At 62.7% G+C, this 4,009-nt stretch carries 3 protein-coding genes; all 3 read left to right on the plus strand.

Annotation, left to right across the window (positions count from 1 at the left end; translation table 11 throughout):
- A partial coding sequence (locus AC1DIX_RS27255) for a helix-turn-helix domain-containing protein (RefSeq protein WP_477328429.1) occupies positions 1-169 on the plus strand: 169 nt, incomplete at its 5' end.
- Positions 170-596: 427 nt separating this feature from the next.
- Complete coding sequence (locus AC1DIX_RS27260) at positions 597-3,506, plus strand: ribonucleoside-diphosphate reductase subunit alpha (RefSeq protein WP_477328425.1); 2,910 nt, start codon at positions 597-599, stop codon at positions 3,504-3,506.
- A gap of 120 nt (positions 3,507-3,626) precedes the next feature.
- Positions 3,627-4,009, plus strand: a 383-nt coding sequence (locus AC1DIX_RS27265; RefSeq protein WP_477328427.1) for a ribonucleotide-diphosphate reductase subunit beta, incomplete at its 3' end; no start/stop codon positions are given.

Consider the following 4,009-nt stretch of genomic DNA (forward strand, 5'->3'; position numbering starts at 1 on the left):
GCCCAGCAACCTGCCGGACTACCTCAGCCAGGTCGAGCGCGACATCATCCTGCGCGCGCTGCAGCAGACCCAGTTCAACCGCACCCAGGCTGCCAGCCTGCTCGGCATCAGCGTGCGCCAACTGCGCTATCAGATGCAGAAACTGGAGATCCACGCGCCCGAACCCTGATTCGGATCATGGTTAAACGGGCGAGCTGTTGCCTTTTCGCCATCGCAGCATGGCCTGAACGCCGACTCCGTCAACGTCTGGCCGCACCAYGCCTGGGCCCCCCAATCGTTATGTTAGTGCTTACTTTCATTCCGAGGCCCATGATGATTCGCCTCGGCAAATGTCAAGCTCGGCGCTACAAAAAAAACCGCTCAGCAGAGCCTTTGATATTGCCGAATATCGACTACAATTAGGCTCATACGGCTGTCGGACACTATATCTAGTGGTCAGTGTCGGAAGACAGATCAGTAAGAGGAGGGGCGCATGCAGGCGTTTTTCAACATGGCTCTCCTCTTTATTATTTTCAAAAAGTTATTAGGTTGCCAACTTTGCTCAGTTGGCATTCATCGTTTTTAGTTGGTGGCGCGCTGCCATCCTGGGAGGCTCAATGCAAACATCTTCGGACATCTCCATCAATCCGCAACCAGGAACGGCTGCCGGCACCAGCGCGGCTGAACTGGTCGCGACCGGCGACTACCGCATCATCCGCCGCAACGGCGCCGTGGTGCCGTTTGCTCCGAACAAGATCGCCGTCGCGATGACCAAGGCTTTCCTCGCCGTGAACGGCGAGCAGGGCCGCGAGTCGGCGCGCATCCGCGACCTGGTCGAGCAGCTGACCAACAACGTGGTCGCCGCCCTGGTGCGCCGCCAGCCGAACGGCGGCACCTTCCACATCGAAGATGTGCAGGACCAGGTGGAGCTGTCCCTGATGCGCTCGGGCGAGCATGACGTCGCGCGCGAATACGTGCTGTACCGCGCCAAGCGCATGGACGAGCGCCGCGCCGCCAAGGAAGCCGCAGGCAGCCAAGCGGTCGCCGCGCCGCAGTTCACCGTGGTCGACGGCGGCGTGCGCCGTCCGCTGGACATGAACGAAGTCTCGTCCCTGATCGGCGCCGCCTGCGCCGGCCTGGAAAAGCATGTCGACGCCGACGCCATCCTGGCCGAAACCGTCAAGAACCTGTACGACGGCGTGCCGGTCGAGGAGCTGCACAAGTCGGCCATCCTGGCCGCCCGCGCCCTGATGGAAAAGGATCCGGCCTACAGCCAGGTCACCGCGCGCATCCTGCTGCACACCATCCGCAAGGAAGTCTTCGGCAAGGAAGTGCCGCAAGCCGGTGCCGCCGCCGAATACGTGACCTACTTCCCGCAGTACATCGCCAAGGGCATCGACGCCGAGCTGCTGGACGAGGAACTGGCCAAGTTCGACCTGCAGAAGCTGGCCAAGGCCATCGTCGCCGACCGCGACCTGCAATTCGGCTACATCGGCCTGCAGACCCTGTACGACCGCTACTTCCTGCACATCCGCGAAACCCGCATCGAGATGCCGCAGGCCTTCTACATGCGCGTCGCAATGGGCCTGTCCCTGCGCGAAGAGAACCGCGAAGCGCGCGCGATCGAGTTCTACAACCTGCTGTCGAGCTTCGACTTCATGAGCTCGACCCCGACCCTGTTCAACTCGGGCACCCGCCGCTCGCAGCTGTCCTCGTGCTACCTGACCACCGTCAGCGACGACCTGGAAGGCATCTACGACGCGATCAAGGAAAACGCACTGCTGTCGAAATTCGCCGGCGGCCTGGGCAACGACTGGACCCCGGTCCGCGCGATGGGTTCGCGCATCAAGGGCACCAACGGCAAGTCGCAGGGCGTGGTTCCGTTCCTGAAAGTGGCGAACGACACCGCCGTGGCGGTCAACCAGGGCGGCAAGCGCAAGGGCGCGGTCTGCGGCTACCTGGAAACCTGGCACCTGGACATCGAGGAATTCCTCGACCTGCGCAAGAACACCGGCGACGACCGCCGCCGCACCCACGACATGAACACCGCGAACTGGATTCCCGACCTGTTCATGAAGCGCGTGATGGAGAAGGGCTCCTGGAGCCTGTTYTCGCCGTCCGAAGTGCCGGACCTGCACGACAAGGTCGGCAAGGCTTTCGAAGAAGCCTACCTGGGCTACGAAGCCAGGGCGGCGCGCGGCGAAATGACCGTGTACAAGAAAATCGAAGCGCTCGACCTGTGGCGCAAGATGCTGTCGATGCTGTTCGAGACCGGCCACCCGTGGATCACCTTCAAGGATCCGTGCAACATCCGCTCGCCGCAGCAGCACGTGGGCGTGGTGCACTCCTCGAACCTGTGCACCGAGATCACGCTGAACACCAACGCCGACGAGATCGCCGTCTGCAACCTGGGTTCGGTCAACATGCCGGCCCACATGAAGGGCGACGGCCTGGACGCGGTCAAGCTGCAGAAGACCATCCGCACCGCGATGCGCATGCTGGACAACGTCATCGACATCAACTACTACGCCGTCGACAAGGCGAAAAACTCGAACCTGCGCCACCGTCCGGTCGGCCTGGGCATCATGGGTTTCCAGGACTGCCTGCACATGATGCGCGTGCCGTTTGCATCAAGCAAGGCCGTGGAATTCGCCGACCGCTCGATGGAAGCCGTCTGCTACTACGCCTACCTGGCTTCGACCGAGCTGGCCGAAGAGCGCGGCCGCTACCAGTCCTACGAAGGTTCGCTGTGGGACCGCGGCATCCTGCCGCAGGATTCGATCAAGCTGCTGGCCGAAGAGCGCGGCGGCTACCTGGAGCAGGACCTGTCCGAAACCATGGACTGGACCGTGGTCCGCAACCGCATCAAGCAGTTCGGTATGCGTAACTCGAACTGCGTGGCGATCGCGCCGACCGCGACCATCTCGAACATCATTGGCGTCTCTGCCTGCATCGAGCCGACCTTCCAGAACCTGTACGTGAAGTCGAACCTGTCGGGCGAATTTACCGAGATCAACGGCTACCTGGTGCGCGACCTGAAGGCGCGCGGCCTGTGGGACGAGGTCATGATCAACGACCTGAAATACTTCGACGGCTCGCTGTCGCGTATCGACCGCGTGCCGCAAGACCTGCGCGACATCTACGCGACGGCCTTCGAAGTCGAGCCGAAGTGGCTGGTGGAAGCCGCTTCCCGCCGCCAGAAGTGGATCGACCAGGCGCAGTCGTTGAACATCTACATGGCCGGCGCCTCGGGCAAGAAGCTGGACGAGACCTACAAGCTGGCCTGGCTGCGCGGCCTGAAGACGACCTACTACCTGCGCACCATCGCGGCGACCCACATGGAGAAGTCGACTACCCGTACCGGCGCCCTGAACGCCGTGGCGGTCGATGGCGGCCTGTCGGCGGCGGCGGCAGCAGCTCCGGCTCCGGCGGCTGCTCCGGCAGCTTCGGCGGATGTGGTGGAAGGCGCGGCCTGCTACCTGCGTCCGGGCGATGCCGGCTTCGACGAGTGCGAAGCCTGCCAGTAAAGACACCCCGTCGTTCCCGCGAAGGCGGGAATCCAAGTTTGTTCGCGGTACGCTAACTTAACTTGGGCCCCCGCCTCCGCGGGGGCGACGTTTCTAAGTTAATAATAGAAGGAAAAGATCATGGCTCTGTCATGGGACGATGAACCGACCACGGGCGCACCGGCCGCCGCCGCAGGAAGCAACATCGCGGAAGGCGTCAGCGCCGCCGATGTCGCCAAGCGCGTCAACGCCGACGACAAGCGCATCATCAACGCCAAAACCGACGTCAACCAGTTGGTGCCGTTCAAGTACAAGTGGGCCTGGGATAAATACCTGGCCGGCTGCGCCAACCACTGGATGCCGCAGGAAGTGAACATGCAGCGCGACATCGAGCTGTGGAAGAATCCCAACGGGCTGACCGAAGACGAGCGCCGCATCGTCAAGCGCAACCTGGGCTTCTTCGTGACCGCCGACTCGCTGGCCGCCAACAACATCGTGCTGGGCACCTACCGCCACATCACGGC

The sequence above is a fragment of the Massilia sp. 05N420 genome (assembly GCF_056397205.1).